General features: G+C 74.1%; 17 protein-coding genes. 10 read left to right on the top strand and 7 right to left on the bottom strand.

What is annotated here, in order from left to right:
• The first annotated feature begins 164 nt into the window (after positions 1 to 164).
• Together ACWCYO_RS26045 and ACWCYO_RS26040 are read left to right on the top strand one after the other, a co-directional pair.
• The gene (locus tag ACWCYO_RS26045; RefSeq protein WP_270149858.1) at positions 165 to 590 is read left to right on the top strand and encodes a MarR family winged helix-turn-helix transcriptional regulator; all 426 of its coding nucleotides are present in this window, start codon (positions 165 to 167) and stop codon (positions 588 to 590) included.
• 130 nt (positions 591 to 720) lie between these two features.
• Positions 721 to 1,128, top strand: a complete 408-nt coding sequence (locus tag ACWCYO_RS26040; RefSeq protein WP_270149860.1) for an SgcJ/EcaC family oxidoreductase — start codon at positions 721 to 723, stop codon at positions 1,126 to 1,128.
• A gap of 243 nt (positions 1,129 to 1,371) precedes the next feature.
• Here the strand turns inward: ACWCYO_RS26040 and ACWCYO_RS26035 are convergent, their stop codons facing one another.
• The gene (locus ACWCYO_RS26035) at positions 1,372 to 2,841 is read right to left on the bottom strand and encodes a hypothetical protein (protein ID WP_449785545.1); all 1,470 of its coding nucleotides are present in this window, start codon (positions 2,839 to 2,841) and stop codon (positions 1,372 to 1,374) included.
• Positions 2,842 to 3,363: 522 nt separating this feature from the next.
• On the opposite strand from ACWCYO_RS26035, the gene ACWCYO_RS26030 reads away from it, so the two are divergent.
• Positions 3,364 to 3,777, top strand: coding sequence for a hypothetical protein (locus ACWCYO_RS26030; protein WP_270149863.1), 414 nt, complete (start codon positions 3,364 to 3,366; stop codon positions 3,775 to 3,777).
• A 17-nt stretch (positions 3,778 to 3,794) separates the two neighbouring features.
• Complete coding sequence (locus ACWCYO_RS26025) at positions 3,795 to 4,133, top strand: hypothetical protein (RefSeq protein ID WP_270149864.1); 339 nt, start codon at positions 3,795 to 3,797, stop codon at positions 4,131 to 4,133.
• Between the two features lie 40 nt (positions 4,134 to 4,173).
• On the opposite strand, the gene ACWCYO_RS26020 is transcribed toward ACWCYO_RS26025, so the two are convergent.
• The 3 genes from ACWCYO_RS26020 to ACWCYO_RS26010 form a co-directional block, all read right to left on the bottom strand.
• The gene (locus tag ACWCYO_RS26020; RefSeq protein WP_449785544.1) at positions 4,174 to 5,712 is read right to left on the bottom strand and encodes an alpha/beta hydrolase; all 1,539 of its coding nucleotides are present in this window, start codon (positions 5,710 to 5,712) and stop codon (positions 4,174 to 4,176) included.
• Between the two features lie 124 nt (positions 5,713 to 5,836).
• Positions 5,837 to 6,475 carry an NAD(P)-dependent oxidoreductase gene (locus ACWCYO_RS26015; protein WP_270149867.1) on the bottom strand — a complete coding sequence of 213 codons (639 nt, stop codon included), beginning with the start codon at positions 6,473 to 6,475 and terminating at the stop codon, positions 5,837 to 5,839.
• A 56-nt stretch (positions 6,476 to 6,531) separates the two neighbouring features.
• Positions 6,532 to 7,491 (bottom strand): EamA family transporter, encoded by a 960-nt coding sequence (locus tag ACWCYO_RS26010; protein ID WP_449785543.1) that lies wholly within the window; start codon positions 7,489 to 7,491, stop codon positions 6,532 to 6,534.
• 111 nt (positions 7,492 to 7,602) lie between these two features.
• Here ACWCYO_RS26010 and ACWCYO_RS26005 point away from each other — a divergent pair, with 111 nt between their 5' ends.
• Both ACWCYO_RS26005 and ACWCYO_RS26000 read left to right on the top strand, forming a co-directional pair.
• Positions 7,603 to 8,100: a MarR family winged helix-turn-helix transcriptional regulator gene (locus tag ACWCYO_RS26005; protein ID WP_270149870.1), complete on the top strand. Its 498-nt coding sequence runs from the start codon at positions 7,603 to 7,605 to the stop codon at positions 8,098 to 8,100.
• 52 nt (positions 8,101 to 8,152) lie between these two features.
• The gene (locus tag ACWCYO_RS26000) at positions 8,153 to 8,338 is read left to right on the top strand and encodes a hypothetical protein (RefSeq protein WP_270149872.1); all 186 of its coding nucleotides are present in this window, start codon (positions 8,153 to 8,155) and stop codon (positions 8,336 to 8,338) included.
• 32 nt (positions 8,339 to 8,370) lie between these two features.
• On the opposite strand, the gene ACWCYO_RS25995 is transcribed toward ACWCYO_RS26000, so the two are convergent.
• Positions 8,371 to 9,216, bottom strand: a complete 846-nt coding sequence (locus tag ACWCYO_RS25995; RefSeq protein ID WP_449785542.1) for a methyltransferase domain-containing protein — start codon at positions 9,214 to 9,216, stop codon at positions 8,371 to 8,373.
• Positions 9,217 to 9,244: 28 nt separating this feature from the next.
• Here ACWCYO_RS25995 and pdxR point away from each other — a divergent pair, with 28 nt between their 5' ends.
• Positions 9,245 to 10,792, top strand: coding sequence for a MocR-like pyridoxine biosynthesis transcription factor PdxR (pdxR, locus tag ACWCYO_RS25990; protein ID WP_449785541.1), 1,548 nt, complete (start codon positions 9,245 to 9,247; stop codon positions 10,790 to 10,792).
• A 22-nt stretch (positions 10,793 to 10,814) separates the two neighbouring features.
• Here pdxR and ACWCYO_RS25985 read toward each other — a convergent pair whose 3' ends face one another.
• Complete coding sequence (locus ACWCYO_RS25985) at positions 10,815 to 11,159, bottom strand: DUF4241 domain-containing protein (RefSeq protein WP_449785540.1); 345 nt, start codon at positions 11,157 to 11,159, stop codon at positions 10,815 to 10,817.
• Between the two features lie 78 nt (positions 11,160 to 11,237).
• Here ACWCYO_RS25985 and ACWCYO_RS25980 point away from each other — a divergent pair, with 78 nt between their 5' ends.
• From ACWCYO_RS25980 to ACWCYO_RS25970, 3 genes are all read left to right on the top strand, one after another.
• Complete coding sequence (locus ACWCYO_RS25980; RefSeq protein WP_449785552.1) at positions 11,238 to 12,398, top strand: glycoside hydrolase family 3 N-terminal domain-containing protein; 1,161 nt, start codon at positions 11,238 to 11,240, stop codon at positions 12,396 to 12,398.
• 501 nt (positions 12,399 to 12,899) lie between these two features.
• Positions 12,900 to 13,244, top strand: a complete 345-nt coding sequence (locus tag ACWCYO_RS25975; protein WP_270149876.1) for an ArsR/SmtB family transcription factor — start codon at positions 12,900 to 12,902, stop codon at positions 13,242 to 13,244.
• 127 nt (positions 13,245 to 13,371) lie between these two features.
• A complete protein-coding gene (locus ACWCYO_RS25970; RefSeq protein ID WP_270149878.1) occupies positions 13,372 to 13,530 on the top strand; it encodes a DUF6126 family protein in 159 nt (52 codons plus the stop codon).
• Between the two features lie 17 nt (positions 13,531 to 13,547).
• Here the strand turns inward: ACWCYO_RS25970 and ACWCYO_RS25965 are convergent, their stop codons facing one another.
• Positions 13,548 to 15,995, bottom strand: a complete 2,448-nt coding sequence (locus ACWCYO_RS25965; protein WP_449785539.1) for a cytochrome P450 — start codon at positions 15,993 to 15,995, stop codon at positions 13,548 to 13,550.
• Positions 15,996 to 16,007: the final 12 nt, after the last annotated feature.

Raw genomic sequence — 16,007 nt, 5'->3', positions numbered from 1 at the left:
CCGGCGGCGACGCCAGCACACCGAGCCTGCCCGATCACGCTGAGGGCCGGGGTGGCGTAGGGCCAGGGAGGACTGTTTCGGTGGGAACGGTCAGCTGCTACCTTGCCCGGATGAGGAAAGGACCTGCTACGCGGAGCGCCGGGGCGGACGAGCCACTCGGCTTCGTGATCGCTTCGGTGGGTAATGCGGCGGCTCTCGCGTTCGAGTCCGCCCTGGCCGCGGAGAATCTGCATCCGCGGCACTTCGCCGTGCTGCGCGGGCTGCGTGACGGTGAGGAGCATGCGCAGCAGCAGCTCGCCTCCTCGCTGGGCATCCCGGCCAGCCGTCTTGTGGGGCTGCTCTCGCTGCTGATCGAGAGGGGCCTGGTGGAGCGGCGCGAGTCGCCGACCGACGCCCGGGTGAAACTGGTCCGCCTGCGGGAGGAGGGCCGGGTGGAACTGGAGAAGCTGATCGGGCTCGCCGGCGCGTCGGAGCGGCGGCTGACCGCAGGGCTGACGGTCGAGGACAGGTCCGAGCTGCGCCGGCTGCTCGGCATCGTCTACGCCAACGTCGCCGTCGAGCCCGAAGGGCGGCCCGCCCGGGTGTGGTGATCGGCCTTTGCGGCCTGGTTGTGTTCGATCCGGTGACGGGCGAGGCCTTGCGAGATCGTTTCAGTCGGAATAGTTTCAGTGGAAACGGATTGCGGCGCTGCTGCGAGGCACCCGACGACAGGAGACGACGATGACCGCCACGAGCAAGGACACGGTCGAGGAGTTCCTCGAACGGATCCGGTGTGCCTGGGACGCGGGGGACGCGACCGGCTACGCGGCACAGTTCGCGGAGAATGCCTCATACGTGATCTTCATGGGGGATGCCGTGTTCGGGCGCGCCGCCATCGAGCAGACGCATCATGAGGTGTTCACCCGGTGGCAGAAGGGCACGCGCATGGCGGTCAAGCCGATCGACGTGCGGATGCCGGACGAGTCCACGGCGGTGGTGATCACCGTCGGCGGCATCGGCAAGGGTGGCCGGATCGACTTCGACAAGTTCCAGACCTTCACGCTGCACCGCCGGGAAGGGCGTTGGGAGTGCGTGGCCTTCCAGAATACGGAGATGAGCCGCCGATCCAAGCGCGCTTACCGTGCCTGAGGGCTTCATCGGCCGTTTCCGGCGCGCAGCCACGCGATGCATCCGGTCACGGGCCCGGCCGAGGGCGTGGACGGGCTCGTAGCCGGTGTCCCGGCGTAGGCAGGTGGCGGCTTCGGGGCTGATCCGGCCGCGGGTGGCGCTGAAGTCCGGATCGGTGTCGACCGATGCCGCGACGGCGGCAGGGTGGCCGTGGGGCCGTTCTGCCGCCGTCGGCGGTTCGGTGCGGTTTCGGCGCGGTGGTGACTACTTCTTCAGGGTCGCCGAGGGAGAGGGCGAGGGCGACAGCGAGGCGCTGGGCGTGGCGCTCGATCCGGCGGACGGGGTGGCGCCGGGGGTGCCGCTCGGGGTCGGCGTCGGGCAGCCGGGAGCGGTCGGCGTGGCGGACGGGGTGCCCGTCGGTGCCGGGGTGCCGGTCGCGGTGGCCGTCGGGGACGGCGTGCCGGTGGGCGTGCCGGTGGGCGTGGCGGCGTCGGTGGGCGTCGCGGTCGGGCTCGGGCAGGACGTCGGCGTGCCGGTCGGGGTGCCGGACGGCGTGCTGGTGGGGGTGGCCGTCGGGGACGCGCTGCCGCTCGGCGTGCCGGTCGGGGTCGTCGTCGGTGTGGCCGTCGGGCTCGCGGAGGACGAGGGCGAGCCGGTGGGCGTCGGCGTGGTGGTCGGCTGCGCGGACGGCGTCGGCGTCGGCGACTGGGTCGGCGTCACCGGCGGCACGGTCGGCTGGGTGGTCGGCGTCGGGCCGGTGCCCGTGCCGTCGTTGCCCGTCGGGGTGCCGCCCGAGGCGCCCGCCGTCGTGCCGGACGGCTGGAGGAACGGCGAGGGCGAGGTGCTCGGCACGCTCGGGACGCCGGGGAGGTCCGGGACGGTGGTCACCAGGCCGCTGCCGAAGTGGGCCATCCAGTTGCGGACGGTGCGCAGGTACTCGGTCGAGTCGTTGTAGCTGAGGATCGCCCGGTCCAGCTGGGACGGGTCGGAGAGGTCCCGGCCGCCCGCGCACAGGTAGCGGCCGGCGGTCTCGGCCGCGTCGAAGATGTTGTTCGGATCGGCCGTGCCCTTGCCGGTGGCGTCCACGCCCCAGGAGGCCCACGTCGACGGGATGAACTGCATCGGGCCGACCGCGCGGTCCCAGCGCGGGTCGCCGTCGTAGCGTCCGCCGTCGGTGTCGGGTATCGCGGCGAAGCCGTTGCCGTCGAGCACCGGGCCGAGGATCGGGGTGAGCGTCCGCCCGGAGGCGTCCACCTGGCCGCCGTCGGCCTGGCCGGACTCGACCTGACCGATCGCCGCCAGCAGCTGCCAGGGCAGGTGGCAGCCCGGCGAGCGCTGCGCCAGCGAGGCCTCCGCCTGGCGGTAGGCGGCGAAGACGGTGGCGGGCAGCGAGGCGCCGGTGGCGGCGAACGGGCCGGCCGCGGGCAGGCCGGGCTGGGTGCCGGGCGGCTGCGGCAGCTGGACGGGGCTGCCGCCGTCGGCCGCGGTGCCGGGGACGCCGGGGATGCCGGTCGAGGGGCCGCCGAACGGAGTGGAGGAGGAGCCCGGGCTCTGCGCGGCGGTGCCGTCCTGCGCCGGGCCGGCGTCGGCGGCCGCGACCTGTGCGAGGCCGAGGCCCGACACCTGAGAGCCGGTCAGCGCGGCCAGCGCGGCGAAGGCCGCCGCCGTCCCCGTGACCCGCTTGCCGAGCCGCACCTTCCGCCCACCCTTGGCGTTGCCGAACCTCGCCGCCATCTGCTGCCCCTCCCCGTCGCCGTCCGGACCCTCCCGGAACGGTTGACCCGTCGTCATCGTGCCCGCCAACCGCTCGGCGGCACCCGCCGCCCGGACGATTAGTATCACGACGATCTGACAGGGACAGGATGGACCGCAGGTGGCCCGCGGCCCACCGAGAGGTCAAGACGGCAGCTCAGCCGGGGTCCGACGGGGCCGAAACCTTGCCATGGTATTCACGACCTTCTCATCTCGCCGGCGGCGTAAGGGAGTTGGCCGGGATCCCAACACCAGAAGTCCGGGCGCCCCGGCGGTCGGAGCGGCGGTTCGAGGTACGGGGTGGTGCGTGGGCGTCGTTTCGGGCTCCCCGGCGGCGCCCGTGGCCGACCCGTCTGACCTGCCCGGACGTCCACCGCCGCGCCGGGCACTCCCTAGCAGGACGGGCGGGCCGACGCCAGGGGACGTCCCCAACTCGCCCCTGGATGGATGACGTTCAGGTGAAAGTGGGCATGCCAGGAAACCCCGTCCGGCATGCTGTGCCGCGTGACCATGCGGATGGAGGCCGAAACCGTGAGCGCCAACCTGCCGGAGACCGTCGTCGAGGGAGCGGTGGTCCTGCCGGCACCCCCTCGGGTGGTGGACGATCTGGCCCGTGACCTGACCCAGGCCGCCGCCGCCGTCCGGGCGGTGTCGCGCAGCGGCCGCACCACCGGCGGCGACGTCGCGGTCGCCGCCTACACCGCCGTGGTGTGCACCGGGCGTTCGGCCGCCCGCGCACTGGAGGAGGCGGCCGCCTGGTGCCGGCAGGCCCCCGAGGCCGAAGTGCACTCGCTCGCCTGGGCCCGGGTGCCGGGCCACCGCCACGACGTCTTCGAGTACCGCGTCACCATGGCCGTCAGCTTCCCCGACGAGGAGACCGGCGAGCACCTCGGCGACACCCACCACTCCTGCCGCTGAAGCCGTATCATCACCCCATGGGTGATGGGGGTACGAACGAGATGACCGGCGGCGCGGCGGACGGCGCACCCAACCAGGCCGCAGAGGCCGCCACTTCGGTCGCCGGCGACGAGAACAGGGGCGATGGCGGCCCGCGCGAGCTGTCCCGGGCCGCCGCCGTCGGTGCCACCGTGCTGGCCGCCCTCTGCGGCTGCGCGGCGCTGCTGGCCGTGTTCCACTGGCTGGGCTGGGCCGTCCCCGGGGTCGGCTGGATCGTGGCCAAGGCCGGGATCAAGCTGGCCGTGGGCGGCTTCGCCGGACTGGCCGTCGGCGCCGCCTGGCTGCGCACCAGGTTCCGGTCACTTCTGCGCGGTTGACGAGCTGCGGTTGAAGGGCCGCGGTTGACGGGCCGGTGGCTCAACCGGCCGGTGCGGCCGGGCAGGTGAGGTCGTGCTCGGGCACCTGCCCGTCCAGCAGGTAGCGCTCGACGGTGTCGGTGACGCACGGGTCGGAGCCCGGGTACTGGCCGTGGTTGCCGTTGCTGGTGACGGTGACCAGCCTCGAGCCGCGCAGCGCGCGGTGCGCACCGAGCGCGGCCTCGTAGTACGTGGCCGGGTCGTGCAGCGAGTTGAGCATCAGCACCGGTGGCAGGTGCGCGCCGGTGACCTTGACCTTCGGCGCCGGGTCCGTCGGCCAGGCCGCGCAGACCGAGCTGAAGGCGAGGGTGCGGGCACCGAGCAGTGGGTAGCGGGCGGTGTTCTCCGCGCCGCGCTCGATCCAGGTGTCCATGTCCTTGGTCCACTTGGTGTCCCCGCACGTCACCGAGAAGTACTCGGCGAGGAACTCCGGGCTGAGGTACTGGCCGAACAGCTGGCGGGCGGTCTGCTTGGCGGCCGGATCGGCGCCCTGCCAGTCGTCCAGCGCGGTCAGCGCGCGGGCCAGGAACGGAAAGGCCTTCTCGCTGTAGATCGCGCTGATGGTGCCGTTGTCCAGCTGGTTCGGGCCGAGCGTCAACGAGCCGTCGGTGATGGGCTGGCCGTGCAGCGCGGCGCGCCGCTGCTCCCAGCGCGCCTTGACCTCCTCCGGCGTCGTGCCCCAGTGGTAGGTGGCGTCCCGGGCGGCCATCCAGGGCAGGAAGTCCTGCTCGAACCGGCGCTGGAAGCTCATCGGCTGGCCCAGCTCGAACTGCTCCCAGGTGCCCTCGAAGCCGATGTTGCTGTCCAGCACCATCCGCTCGACCCGGTGCGGGAAGAGCGTGCCGTAGTAGGCGCCGATCATGGTGGCGTAGGAGGCGCCGTAGTAGCTGATCTTCTCCTCGCCGAGCAGCGAGCGGAACAGGTCCATGTCCCGGACGGTCTGCTCGGTGGTCAGGTAGGGCAGCAGATCGCCGCTGTGCTCCACGCAACCGGACACCAGCTTGCGGGAGTTGGCGACGGTCCGGTCGATCGCCTCGGGGGACTGGTCGCGCCAGTCCCCGGCCAGGAACTCCTGGAACTCCTCCGGGGTCTGGCACTGGGCGTGGGTGCTGCGCCCGACGCCGCGCTGGTCGAAGCTGACGATGTCGTACCCGGCGGCCACCTGGGGGGCGCCCTGGACGAGCTCCATCGGCCGCAGCAGGCCCTGTCCGCCCGGACCGCCCGCGGCCTCCATCAGCGTCCCTCGCCGGTGCGCCCGGTCGGCGGTGCGGTGCCGGGAGACGGCGATGGACAGGTCCGGCCCGGCGTCGGGGTGGTGCCAGTCGCGCGGGACGGCCATGGTGGCGCAGTCGAGCGCCGGCTGCCCCGCGCAGGGCTGCCAGTCGAGCTTCTGGCCGGCGTAGCGGGCGGGTACGCGCCCGGCGTCGCCCGGGTTGCGGCCGGAGTCGGCGTTCGCCGTGGCGGGCAGGGCGAGGCCGGCGAGGACCGCGGTGGCGAGGACGGCGGCCGCGCGGCGGGTGCGGGATGCGGTGGTGTTCACGGGAACGATCGTGTCCGACGCGACACCTGACGCGCGATGATGCTGGACACCGTCTCCGGGGTGGTGCTGGATACACCTCCGGGGGGCATCCAGCACCACGGCTGTCAGGTGCCGTCAGGACCGGTCAGTAGCCCGCGGTGAAGCGGGTGCGCCGGTGGACGGGCTGCTCGGCCTCGTCGAGCAGCACGACGGCGAGGTCCTCCATCGAGATCGCCGAGTTGCCCTCGGCGTCGACCAGCAGCTCGTCCCGGCCGAGCCGGAAGCGGCCGGTGCGCTCCCCGGGCTCGAGCAGGGCGGCCGGGCTCAGGTACGTCCAGTCGACCTTCTCGTCGGCGCGGTAGAGCTCCAGCTGCTCGCCGCAGGCCAGCGCGATCGGCCGGATCTCGTCGGGGAAGCCGGGGGACTCCACCAGGATCGTGCCGTCGGTGCCGGGCACGGTCAGGCTGCCTGCGCCGCCGACCGCGAGCAGGCGCACGCCCGTACCGGCCAGGCCGGTCAGCAGGCCCCGGGTGGCGGCGGCCAGTTCGTGCTCGCTGCCGGGCGCCGGACGGGTGGCGGTGATCACCACGTCCTGCCCGGCGGAGATCCGGGCGACGTCCTCGGGGTTGCTCGCGTCGCCTACGGCGAGGGTGACGGTGGCGGGCAGGCCGTGCGGCTTGGCCGGGTCGCGGACGACGGCGGTGACCTCGTGGCCGCGGGCGAGCGCCTCGGTCACGACCCGCCGGCCGACGTTGCCAGTGGCGCCGAACACGGTGATACGCATGAAGGTTTCTCCTTGGTTTCTTGGAGCGGGACTGCGGTGGAGCGGTTGGTGTGGGGTCAGGCGTTCTCGTGCAGCGCGCTCGGCCGGACGCCGGGTGCCGGGTCCGCGGGTGCCGTGCCCGCCGGAGCGGGGCCGGCGGGCGCCGCGGCCGTGGTAAGGGGCCGGGCCCGCTGGGTCTGGGCGACGATCAGCGAACCGAGCACGACCACCGCGCCCAGCGCCTGCAGCGGACTGAGGTCCTGTCCGAGCGTCAGCCAGCCGACCAGCGTGGCCACCACCGGGCTGAGCAGGGAGAGGAAGGAGAGCGAGGTCGGCGGCAGCGCGCGCAGTCCGCGGAACCAGATCGCGTAAGTGAGGGCCGCGCCGATCAGGCAGAGGTAGGCGTAGCCGAGCACGTTGTCGACGGTGTAGTGGGTGGGCGGGGCGCCCTCGCTCAGCAGGGTGACCGGCACCAGCAGCAGACCGCCGGCGGTGAGCTGCCAGCCGGTGGTGGCGAGCAGTGGCGCGGGGGAGACCCAGCGCTTGGAGAGCACCACCCCGAAGGCCATCACCACCGCGCCGCCGAGCGCGGCGGCCAGCCCGATCGCGTCCAGCCGGGCGTTGGCGCGCAGCACCAGCAGGCTGACGCCCGCCACGCCCGCGATGCCGGACAGCACGGTGCGCAGGGTGAGCCGGTCACCGAGCAGGGCGGCCGAGAGGGCGGCGGTGATCAGCGGCTGGACGGCGCCGACGGTGGCCGCGATCCCGCCGGGCAGGCGGTAGGCGGCGATGAACAGCAGGGCCTGGAAGCCGCCGATGTTGAGCGCGCCGAGGACGAGCGCGCGCCACCACCAGCTGCCCTTCGGCAGGGTGCGGGTGAGGGCGATCAGCAGCAGTCCGGCGGGCAGGCAGCGGATGACGGCGGCGAGGAGCGGACGGTCGGGCGGGAGCATCTCGGTGGTGACGGCGTAGGTCGTCCCCCAGACGGCGGGGGCGAGGGCCGTCACCAGCACGACGGCGAGGCGATTGCTTAGCACTAAGCCAATGTATCTCAGCGCTAAGGTATCTTTCAGTGAATTCCACCGGTGACGTGGCTCACAGTTACCTCACCGCTAAGGAATCGTCCCGGCGTCGCCTACCCTGAACCCGTGGCAGATCATCTCGACCGTGTCGTCGCGCAATGGGGCGCCGAGCGCCCTGACCTGGACGTCTCCCCGATGGAGGTGTTCGGCCGGCTCAAACGCCTCTACCGCCTGGTGGACGCCGAGCTCAACCGCACCTTCGCCGAGCACGGCCTGGATGCCCCCTCCTTCGACGTCCTGGCCACCCTCAAGCGCAGCGGACCGCCGTACCGCCTCACCCCCACCGGCCTGATGGAGTCCGCCATGGTCACCTCCGGCGCGATCACCCAGCGCCTGGACCGACTGGAGGCCCGCGGCCTGGTCACCCGCATCCGCAGCGACCAGGACCGCCGCAGCTGCTACGTCGAGCTCACCCCCGAGGGCCACGCCCTGATCGACCGCGCGCTGCCCGACCACGTCGCCAACGAGCACCGCATGCTGGCCGGCCTCGACGAGGCGCAGCGGACCGCGCTCGTCCAGGGGATGCGCGCCCTGCTCGCGAACCTCGGGGAGGTCTCCGGCTGACCGCTGATTAATCGTTTGCCGGGCCCGGCCGCCGTCCTCTTGGATGGCGGCCATGGACGATCCGATCTGGTCCGCACTGCCCGCCGAGGCCCGGCGCGCGGTGGACGAACACCTCACCGCGGGGCGCCACGTCCACGCGATCAAGGCCATCCGCGACGCGTCACCGGAGCGGCTGCCCAGCATCCGGGTCTACATGGACGTGATCATGGACCGGAAGGCGGAACTCGGCCTGCCGTAGGGCGGTCCGACCTCGCCGCTGGATCCTGCCGACTACGGGTTGACCGCCACCGCCTTGAAGAAGGTGTAGTGGAACGTCCCGCCCGGCTCGGCCGCCCGGCGCAGTTCGGCGATGCCCTGGTCGAAGGCCTCGGCGGTGGTCAGACCGGCGGCCAGGGCCTCCGCCCGGACGGCCTCCACCATCGCGACGAAGGTCCGCCGGGTGAAGCCGTCCACCAGCGCCGGGCGGCCTCCGTCGGCGTAGACCGTACGGGGACGGACAGCCACGTCCGCGAAGCCGGCCGCCGTCAGCAGCGGGTACAGCCGACGGCCCAGCAGGGCGTCGCCGCCCGCCCCGGCCTGGAGCCGCACCAGGTGGTCGATGGTGCGGCGGGCGGCCGGGGTCTCCGGGTGGAAGAAGGCCGAGCCGTGGTCGCCCTCGATCACCGTGATCGTCCCGCCCGGCCGCAGCACCCGCCGCAACGCGGCCAGGCCGGCCGTCGGGTCGGGCAGGTGCTCCAGCACGAAGCACAGGAAGACGTGGTCGAACGCGCCGTCCGGGAAGGGCAGTTGGTGCAGGTCGCCGTGGTGCCAGACGACCTGGGCGGTCGGTGCCGCGGCGGCGATCCGGGCCCGGGCCTGCGCCAGCGACTCGGCGGAGACGTCCGCCGCCGTCAGCAGCACGCCGGGGCTGGCGGCCAGCAGGTGCGCCGTCTGTGCCCCGACCCCGCAGCCCGCCTCCAGCACCCGGCTGCCCGCCGGGTAGAGCGTGCCCGCGTGCAGCAGCTCGGCGAGGGTGTCGGCCTGGTCGCCGAGGCGCTGCGCCTCGGCGTCGGAGTAGCCGTGGACGTAGGGGGCGGGGACGTGGGAGGCAGGGGCGGGTTTGGTCTCGGTGGTCATGGCTCAACCCTCGCGCCACTATGGACCGGTGAACAGGTCCAAAGGCACTGAGGTCGACAGGTCCAAAGAGGCCGGGAGGTCCGGGGAACCGGGCAGGCCCGGGGAGACCGGGGCGGACTTCCTCCAGCTCGACGCCGCCGAGGCCCCGCCCGGCGGCCTCACCGACTGGCTGGCCCGCCGGCTGCGCGAGGCCGTCGCCGACGGCCGTCTCCCGGCGGGCAGCCGACTGCCCGCCAGCCGGGTACTGGCGGCCGAACTCGGCGTCTCCCGAGGGGTGGTGACCGACGCCTACCGGCGGCTCGCCGAGTCGGGCCAGCTCGCCGGGCGGGGCAGGGGCGGCACCGTCGTGGTCGCCCTGACACCCGCCGTACCGTGCGAGGCCCCGGGGAACGCCCCGCCGGGTCGCCCGGCGCCCGCGCTGTTCCGGGACGACCCCGACCCCGACGTGTTCGACCACCTGCGCGGCACCCCCGCCCGGATCGACCTCACCCCCGGCGTGCCCGACCTCGCCGCCTTCCCTCGCGCCGCCTGGCTGCGGGCCGAACGGGCAGTCCTCGACGGCCTGGTCGCCCATGACCTCGGCTACGGCGACGTCCGCGGCACCCCCGCCCTACGGCAGGCCGTCGCCCACTGGCTGGCCCGCAACCGGGGCATCCGGGCCGATCCCGAGGAGGTGCTGGTCGTCGCCGGGACGGCCCAGGCGCTCGCCCTGCTCGGCCGCTCCCTCGGACGGGCGGGCATCACCGAGGTCGCCGTCGAGGACCCGGGCTCGCTCGGCGCCCGCCAGCACCTCGCCCACTGGCTCGCCGCCACCCCGCCCGTCCCGGTCGACTCCGAGGGCATCCGGGTCGACGCGCTGCGCGCCACCGGTGCCCCCGCCGTCCTGCTCACCCCCGCCCACCAGTACCCGACCGGCGTCGTCCTCGGCGGTGAGCGGCGCCGCGAACTGCTGCGCTGGGCAGGCGAAGGAGGGCTGGTCATCGAGGACGACTACGACGCCGAACACCGCTACGACCGCCCGCCCCTCCCCGCCCTGCGGGCCGAACTGCCCGACCGGGTCTGTTACGCGGGCAGCATCTCCAAACTGCTCGCCCCCGCCCTGCGCACCGGCTGGCTGCTGGTGCCCCCGCGACTGCGCGGGGCCGTGCTCGACGCCAAGCGCTTCGCCGATCTCGGCAACCCGGTGCTGCCCCAACTGGTGCTCGCCCGACTGATGGAGTCCGGCGAACTCGAGCGCCACCTACGGCTGTTGCGCCGCCGCCACCGCCGCCGCCGGGACGCGATGATCGCCGCCATCCGCACCCACCTGCCCACCGCCACGGTGCACGGCGCGGCCGCCGGACTGCACCTGATGCTCACCCTGCCGGAGGAACTCGCTTGCAGTGACACCGAGTTGGCCACTCTGGCCCTCGCCCGCGGGGTCAAGGTCCAGCCCTTGTCCTGGCACGCCCGGCTCCGGTGCCCGCCCGGTCTGGTCCTCGGCTACGCGGCCGGCTCACCGGGCGGGATCACCGAAGGGGTGGCCGTCCTGGGGGAGTTGGTGCGGCGCGTGGGGCGTCAGCCGTCCTCGCCGTAGTCACGGCCCGCCGCCGGGACGATCACGAACTCGGTGCCCAGGCCGACCGTCCGGCCGCCGGCGCCGTGGCCACCCAGGTCGGGTAGAGCCCCTCGCCGAAGCCGGTGCGGAACGCGACCAGGCCCGCGCCGGAGCCCGGCTCGGTGAGGTCGACCGGGTTCGGCCCGCTCCGGTCCCGCGCGAAGGCCCGCCTGAGCACCTCGCCGTCCTCGCCCAGCAGCGCGCCCGGCGAAGCCGTGGCCGTGCTGTCGAAGAGGCAACCGAAGCCGCTGTCCACGGCACGGCCGCGGAACCCGGAAGGGCCGAGCGCGTTCACCGCCTCCTCGTTCGAACATCCGCCCAACCTAGGAGCGCATGGGGCGGTCACGGCGTTTTCCGGGCTGCCGGACGGCCGGTCCCTGGGTACGCTGGCGGACCGTATGCCGTTGCCGACCCTGGAGGCGTGATGGCCCCGTTCCGGCAGGTCGCCCGGTTGACCTCGGTGCTGCTGGTGCTGGGAGCCACGCTGGGGCCGGTCCCCGCCGGGCCTGCCCCCGCCGGATCGGTGACGCACCGCATCGGCGCCCACGCCGAGAGGACCGCAGCGATGACCGTCCGGCACCAGGACTCCCGGCAGCTCGCGGGGCGTCGGATCGTGCTCTCCTACCCGGGCCCGACCCCGCCGCCCGAGACGCTGGACGCGATCCGGAAGGGTCGGGCCGCCGGGGTCATTCTGTTCGGTGAGAACATCACCAGTCCTGAACAACTCGCCGAAGCAGTCGGGAAGTTGAAGCAGGCAGCCGCCGAGGCTCCGCACCCGCGCCCGCTGCTGCTGATGACCGACCAGGAGGGCGGCAAGGTCCGCCGGCTGCCCGGCGCACCCGAACTCTCCGCCCGGCGCACCGGAACGGCCCCGGACCCGCTCGCCGCCGCCGTGGACTCCGGCACCGGCGCCGCCGGGACCCTCGCCGACGCCGGGCTGAACGTCAACCTCGCCCCGGTGCTCGACGTCTACGACACCCCGGACAACTTCATCGACCACTCCGAGCGCTCCTACGGCCAGGACCCCACCCGGGTGGGCGAACTGGGCAGCGCGTTCCTCGCCGCCCAGCAGAGCCAGGGCGTGGCGGCCACCGCCAAGCACTTCCCCGGCCTCGGCTCAGCCGCCCGCGACGAGAACACCGATGCCCGCCCCGTCACCCTCCCCGTCCCGCTCGCCCAGCTGCGCACCCGCGGCGAAGCCCCGTACCGCGCCGCCATCGCCGCGGGCGTGCGCCTGGTGATGGCCTCCTGGGCCGTCTATCCGGCCCTCGACCCCGACCGTCCGGCCGGATTCTCGCCCACCGTGATCCAGGGCGAGCTCCGCGACCGCCTCGGCTTCCGGGGCGTCACCGTCACCGACGCCCTCGAAGCCGACGCCCTCACCCCGTACGGCCCCGCCGGCCCCCGCGCCGTCGCCGCCGCGGCAGCCGGCATGGACCTCATCCTCTGCTCCGCCCGCGACCCCCAGCAGGGCGAGGACGCCACCGCCGCCCTGGCGGCCGCCCTCGACTCCGGCAGCCTCGACCGCGAGGCCTTCGCCGAAGCCGTGGCCCGGGTGGACGCCCTGCGGGACGGCCTGGGCTGACCGGGCGGCAGGGCCGAGCTGTCCCGCACCAGCCCAGGTCGCCTCGAGGAGAGGCGTCCGGCTCCCTGGGGACCGCCTGCCCGTCGGGCCCGCCGGAAGCCGGGCGGAGCGGCGCCGGGCAGGTCATCGGCACAGGAGGCCGGGCGCGGGCCCGGTGTCGGTCCCGACCGGCAAAGTGCCGCCCATGGACGCGCTCCTCGGTCGGGATCCGGCGGATCTCGGAACCGAGCAGGGGCTCGGGTGCCGGTGCGACGCCCAGGAGGGCGGCGACGGCGATCAGCGCCGCGGTGGCGGTGCGGAGGCGACGTCCTTTGACCGGGGAACGAGATGTCATGTGTGGAACACCTTGCTGAACGGGATGTGGCCGCCCGTGTGGGAGTTGTCACCTTCCGCTGTGACGACTTGAAGAAATCTTCATCTGTCGCGATGATGCCTGTCGGCCGCGCGTGAACCCGCCCGGCCCTATGACCACCCAGCCGGATTCGAGGGAGGGAACGGGCGATGCCGGTCCCGCTGTACCAGGCCAAGGCGGAGTTCTTCCGCACTCTCGGCCACCCGGTCCGGATCCGGGTCCTGGAGCTGCTCCAGGACGGACCCCGACCGGTGCGCGAGCTGCTGGCGGAGATCGAGGTCGAGCCGTCCAACCTCTCCCAGCAGCTCGCGGTGCTGCGCCGCACCCAGCTGGTCACGGCCACCCGCGAGGGCAACACGGTGGTGTACGCGCTCAGCACCCCGGACGTCGCCGAGCTGCTGCGCGCGGCGCGCCGGATCCTCACCGAGTTGATCACCGACCAGGGCGCGCTGCTCACCGAGCTGCGCGCTCCCGGCGGCCGGTCTCCCCGCTGAGCCCGGAACCAGCAGTCCGCAGCCTGCAGCCCGAAGCCCGCGACCTGCGGCCCGGAAGGCGCAGTCCGAAGCTCGCGGCCGTGCCCACCGGCCCGCGCCCGCGTCCGACTCCGAGGAGAGCCGCACCATGAGCGACAGCGCCGACAGCCCGGTGAAGGGCGACGGTACGAGCGAGGAGAAGCGCCGCCGCAAGGCGATGCTGGTCCGCGCGGGGATCTACATCTTCGCCACCCACCTGTTCGCGGGCTTCGTCCTGTTGCTGTTCGCGCTCGGCGGCCGCAAGTAGCGCGGCCCCCGGGGGAATCAACGCCCCCGCTCGCCCGGTACCAGGTAGCGGTCACTGGTGCTGGTCCAGGCCTGGACGCCGGCGACCAGTTCCCGGGTGCCGTCCAGGTACCAGCGCCCCGCCGGGTGCCGGCGGCCCAGGTCGCGGCGCAGTTCCTCGTTCTCCTGGCGCAGCCGGGCGACCCGGGCGCGGACCGCTCGGACGGCCCGGCTGCGGGTGCAGCCGCGGACCCGCTGCAGGGTCAGGACGGTGTTGAAGGCGGCCGCGCTCTGCCGTTCCTCCCGCTCCAGCGAGTAGAGGTCGTTGATCAGCGTCGCGGCGTCGGCGGTGTTGGCCCGCAGGCGGTGCAGTGCGGGCTCCGCGTGCAGGGCGGCGGGGGCGTCGGCGCCGTGGACCCGTTCCAGTATGTTCATGAAGGGGTAGAGGCAGCTGCCGTGGCGGCGCAGCCGCATGGTGTCCGTGAGGCCGAGGCCGAGGGCGGGGACGGTGCCGCGGGCGCGGTGCTCGGCCTCGGCGGGGAAGGTGGCCAGGCAGGCTCGCCACTCGCGGGCCGCCCTGGCGCGCCAGGCCGCGGAGGTCGACTCGCTCTGGCGGTGCCAGAGTTCCCGCCAGGCGGTGAGTAGCCGGTCGTCCGGGGTGTCCGGGCGCGCGTCGCCGTCGAGGGCGGAGATCAGCGGGTCGACCAGCGCGTGGGCCTCCGCGGGACGGCGCCCGGGCGGCCCGTCGAAGCGGTCGTCCAGGACGGTGAACCAGCCCAGTACGTCGACCAGCAGGTCCAGTTCGGTGCCCCGGGCGCGCGGGAAGGCGTGGCCGATCAGCTCGTGCAGCCCGTAGGCCTGGTAGCCGGGCAGCTCGGCCGGGGCGAGCAGGCCGTGGCGGACCGCCCAGTCGGCGTGCCGGTCGGCGGCGGCGCGCAGTTCGGCGGGCGGCCGTGGAGCCGGCACGGGGGTGGCTGCCGTGCCGGTGAACGGGCACCGGGCGGGGAGCGGCCGGTCCGGCTCCGTCGCCGCGGGGCCTTCGTCCGTCGCCACGGTGGTCGGCGTGCGAGGCGCCAGCCGGACCTTCAGGCCCTGGGCCTGGACGGTCGTCCACACCACCTCGCGGGCCCGGGCCCCCGGCACGGTCACCGGCCGCCAGCGGCGCAGGATCGCGGCGGCCGCGACGGTCAGCTCGGCCCAGGCGAAGGCTTCGCCGATGCACTTGTGCTTGCCCGCCCCGAACGGCAGGAAGGAGGGCCGTCCGAGTCCGCCGCCGTCCTGCCAGCGCTCGGGCCGGAAGCTCAGCGGTTCGTCGTAGCGGACCGGGTCGCGGTGCAGTGCGGTGAGGCTGTACAGCAGTTCGGTGCCGGCCGGGATCCGGTACGGGCCGAGGTCCACCGGCACCTGGGCGGTGCGCATCAGGAAGGCGTTGGGCGCGTGCAGTCGCACCACCTCCTGGGTGACGCTGCGGGTGTAGGTGAGCCGGCTGAGTGCCTCGGGAGTGGGAGTGGTACCGGCAGGGAGGTGTTCGTCCAGCTCGGCGAGGACGCGGGCCTCCACCTCGGGGTGGCGCAGGAGTTCGTCCAACAGCCAGGTGAGGGTGGTGGAGACGGTCTCCGTACCGGCGCCGAACATGGTGATGGCCTCGGAGCGGACGTCGGCCTCGGTGAGCGCACGGCCGGTGGCCGGATCGGTGGCGGCCCGCAGCAGGGCCGGCAGGGTGTTCCCGCGCTGCGCCGAACGGGCCTTGCCGGCACGGCCGTTGACGGCCTGATCGACCACCTGGTTGAGCACCCGGACGGCGGCGTCGAAGCGCCGGTTGACGGGCAGCGGCAGCCGGGCGAACGCCGGGTGGGGGTAGAGGGACTGGACGATCTGGCCCTTGACCAGGTCCGGCAGGGCCCGGTGGAAGGCGAGGGTGGCGTCCTCGCTGAGCCGGGCGCCGAACAGCGAGCGGGTGACGATCTCCAGCGCCAGGTGATTCATCTCCTTGGCCACGTCGAGGACTTGGCCGGACCGCCAGCGCCCGGCCCGCTCCTCGGTGACCTGGTGCATCACGGCCAGGTACCCGGCCATCCGGTCCGGGCCGAAGGCGGGCTGGATGATCCGGCGGCGGTCGCGGTGGGCCTGGCCCTCGGACATCAGCAGGCCGTCGCCGAAGGCCGTCTTGAGGGTGTCCTGGACGGCGCCGCGCGGACAGTCGTGGGCGAGCGCGACGAGCAGGGTGTGGACCAGCCGGGCGTCGGTCACCACGCAGACGGTGCGCGGCCCGAGCCTGATGCGGACCACGCCGCCGAGGCGGGCCAGCGAGCCGAGGAAGCCGAGCGGGTCGCGCAGCAGGGCGGCGGCGTGGCCGAGGCCGGGCAGCGCGCCGGGGGCGAGCGGGGGGACGGCGGCGCGGACGGTGGGGACGGGGGGCGGCGTGGTTCTCGGGGGGACGATCCGTTTCCGTGTCTCTGCCAGCAGGGCATTGGTCGGCAGGGCCATGACACTTCCTCT

It is taken from the genome of Kitasatospora sp. NPDC001683 (genome assembly GCF_053596495.1).
Note: the sequence above shows the minus strand (reverse complement) of the source record. Positions and strands in the feature narration are given on the sequence as shown.

Excerpts from the sequence above, each read along its gene's own strand:
- ACWCYO_RS25965 (WP_449785539.1), bottom strand. The coding sequence starts at position 15,995 with ATGGCCCTGCCGACCAATGCCCTGCTGGCAGAGACACGGAAACGGATC.
- ACWCYO_RS26015 (WP_270149867.1), bottom strand. The coding sequence starts at position 6,475 with ATGCGTATCACCGTGTTCGGCGCCACTGGCAACGTCGGCCGGCGGGTC.
- ACWCYO_RS26040 (WP_270149860.1), top strand. The coding sequence starts at position 721 with ATGACCGCCACGAGCAAGGACACGGTCGAGGAGTTCCTCGAACGGATC.
- ACWCYO_RS25970 (WP_270149878.1), top strand. The coding sequence starts at position 13,372 with ATGAGCGACAGCGCCGACAGCCCGGTGAAGGGCGACGGTACGAGCGAG.
- ACWCYO_RS25980 (WP_449785552.1), top strand. The coding sequence starts at position 11,238 with ATGGCCCCGTTCCGGCAGGTCGCCCGGTTGACCTCGGTGCTGCTGGTG.
- ACWCYO_RS25995 (WP_449785542.1), bottom strand. The coding sequence starts at position 9,216 with ATGACCACCGAGACCAAACCCGCCCCTGCCTCCCACGTCCCCGCCCCC.
- ACWCYO_RS26000 (WP_270149872.1), top strand. The coding sequence starts at position 8,153 with ATGGACGATCCGATCTGGTCCGCACTGCCCGCCGAGGCCCGGCGCGCG.
- ACWCYO_RS26025 (WP_270149864.1), top strand. The coding sequence starts at position 3,795 with ATGGGTGATGGGGGTACGAACGAGATGACCGGCGGCGCGGCGGACGGC.
- ACWCYO_RS26035 (WP_449785545.1), bottom strand. The coding sequence starts at position 2,841 with ATGGCGGCGAGGTTCGGCAACGCCAAGGGTGGGCGGAAGGTGCGGCTC.
- ACWCYO_RS25975 (WP_270149876.1), top strand. The coding sequence starts at position 12,900 with ATGCCGGTCCCGCTGTACCAGGCCAAGGCGGAGTTCTTCCGCACTCTC.